This window comes from Ochrobactrum sp. XJ1 (genome assembly GCF_024701725.1).
Lineage (GTDB): Bacteria > Pseudomonadota > Alphaproteobacteria > Rhizobiales > Rhizobiaceae > Brucella > Brucella anthropi.
In genome coordinates this window covers 1-2,324 of sequence record NZ_VDGD01000051.1, presented here as the reverse complement: position 1 = coordinate 2,324, position 2,324 = coordinate 1, and the positions used below count along the sequence as shown (strand labels likewise).

Here is a 2,324-nt window from a genome sequence, read left to right as displayed (position 1 = left end):
ATCTGATGTCTGCATCGCCAAAATTTACGCCCAAACCGTCAGGCAGGCAACTGCAGCCCAGTTAACGTGACAACACCCGCAATCGGAATTACGTTGCTCGCAAGTACTACGACATCCGCAAACGCGCAATCTTTACCGCGCTATGACCCGGCAACGTACTGCAAAGGTGTCTCGAAATATAGTGGCGGCTCGTCTGTTATTTACTAGGGTTGTATTGAGATGGAGCAGACCTCGTCTCCGGTTCGCTCGGAGGAATGAGTAGATTCATCGGAATTCCATTCCCGGAGGCCGGACGCGTGACTGGAGGCGTTACTTTCAGTGGCTTTTGTTGGATCTCCGTCTGATCGCGGTATTGCATCGTTATCCGGAAATGAGGATCCTCCAGCTTCTGCGTCGGTTTCCATCGGCGCCGCTGCCGGATCAAAACCAGCAGCTTTATCCCCGGTCTCGCCTTTTTGGACAGATCCACTTATACGAGCGCCAGCGCTTTTCTTTGGTGAATTATTTTTCATCACTATTGTCCTCAGCATCCCAACCATCAGCCAGGTCAATTGTTCCACCGCAGAGCCGCAGATCAGCATATTTAAACTCGTCACATTTACTCAGGGAACAAATGCCCCTCCGCAGATGTTTCGTTTTCCTTACAAAAAGGAAAGAAGATGGATCACACCAATCATGTCCGCTTGACAAATGAAGAACTTATTGCTGATAATATTGACGGGGCGACAGTGTACGGTGTCGACGATGAGAAAGTTGGCACCGTTGATCACGTTCATGGTGCGGGGCTTGGAAGCACCGTAATTGTTGACGTTGGCGGATTTCTCGGAATTGGGGCGAAACCGGTTGCCGTTCCAATCAGCGACCTTGAATTTATGCGAGACGAAAACGGCGACGTGCATGCAGTTACAAGTTGGAATAAAGCCCAGCTTGAAGAAATGCCTGATCATCAAGACTAATCGTATTTGTAAGCCCCGGGCGATCTGTCGCTCGGGGCGAGCAAGTCACTTTAAGGGGACATGCGTTAAAAAAGCTGATGAATTTTTCTCGGGGGAGGGGAGCATGCATTGGAATAAAAGAGGGGAATTACCGCAGAAGCTGCGCAAAGATAATGCCTTAACGGTGATTACGCGAATTCGTCACGCCGTATTAATTGAAAAAAGTTTGAAAGAACCGTTCGGCGCAAGGGACATTCGCATTTATGCGCACGGGTGGCGTTATGGACAGTATAACACATTCCTTTCAGATCATACCCTCGGCAAATCAACAGAAGCCTTTTTTGTTAAGGTGGATAGGGGAAAATATCGTCTCTTGAACGACGATGAGCTGCATGCCCTAACCAACAACTGACCGATTTTAGACAAACATGCGCCTGTTTTGGTAGGGCTCGCTTTAGCAGGCGCATGCCTCGTCCGCTTCATCGCTGATGAGGCACATTTTCTAGATTCATGGTTGTCGTTATATTTTGTGAAAAACTCTGGCTTTTATATTAGCAAATTTGAATTAGCATTCTCTATCCAACAACAGGAGGTTGAAATGGCGTTTTTTAACGAAGCGAGCTGCATTTATACTCCTAACGAGGTAGATTTCTTGCGCAGCTGTTTTACGACAGCCGCCATTATTCTCGAAGAAAGCGGCCGTTCTTATTCACCCAGCGAACTCGCGGCTTGTGTTATCAAACTATATCAGTGCGGTTTGCGAGAGCGGTCGCAATTGATGGAACTGGCTGCAAGGTTAGCTCACCAAAAGAACCGAGTGAGAGAGGAGTTGGGCATCCGCAGTCCATCTTCGAAAAGCGTTCAGGAACTCTTTTCTGAGAACCGCGTTTAGAGGATTGCATCAGCTAATCTCTAAGCCAAGCGGACAAGCTGATGCTAGCCCTGCTGTGATTAAGCATGGAATAAGGACCCCGTTTGAGGGGTTATCGGCATCCAAACGGGACCCCTTATTTAAAGGGTAACATGACCTTCGATTTCAATCGAGGTTTTCTATTGGATGCTTATTGTGGAGACTATTTCGAAGATACGACGTCTTGCTCATGTGCAGGGCAAAACGATCAAAGCGATCTGTCGGGAACTGGGCGTTTCGCGCAAGGTTGTGCGGAAGGTTCTGCGCAGTGAAGAGACTGAGTTCAAATACGAGCGCTCCCGTCAACCGCAGCCAAAGCTCGGTCCCTGGCGTCACCATCTTGATGGAATACTGCTAGCTAATGAGGCAAAGTGTCCGTCGTCGAATGATTTGAGAGGTGTGGTCACGTTAAGTTTCTCTGGCCGGAAAGGCCAGGGGCTCGTAGATATTCAGGCGAAACAGGCCGCAATTTTCCATGC

The 2,324-nt window shown here is 48.6% G+C and carries 4 protein-coding genes and 1 pseudogene; all 5 read left to right on the top strand.

The annotated features are described in order from the left end of the window. The first annotated feature begins 318 nt into the window (after positions 1-318). Positions 319-687, top strand: coding sequence for a hypothetical protein (locus tag FG152_RS27060; RefSeq protein ID WP_498989445.1), 369 nt, complete (start codon positions 319-321; stop codon positions 685-687). After that, positions 660-956 (top strand): PRC-barrel domain-containing protein, encoded by a 297-nt coding sequence (locus FG152_RS27055; protein WP_319081015.1) that lies wholly within the window; start codon positions 660-662, stop codon positions 954-956. Before FG152_RS27060 ends, FG152_RS27055 begins: the two co-directional genes overlap by 28 nt. A 103-nt stretch (positions 957-1,059) precedes the next feature. Then, positions 1,060-1,347, top strand: coding sequence for a hypothetical protein (locus FG152_RS27050; RefSeq protein ID WP_319081016.1), 288 nt, complete (start codon positions 1,060-1,062; stop codon positions 1,345-1,347). A 186-nt stretch (positions 1,348-1,533) separates the two neighbouring features. After that, a complete protein-coding gene (locus tag FG152_RS27045) occupies positions 1,534-1,827 on the top strand; it encodes a hypothetical protein (protein WP_498989440.1) in 294 nt (97 codons plus the stop codon). A 165-nt stretch (positions 1,828-1,992) separates the two neighbouring features. Beyond that, positions 1,993-2,324 (top strand): annotated as a pseudogene (locus FG152_RS27040) (hypothetical protein); the annotation flags it as partial.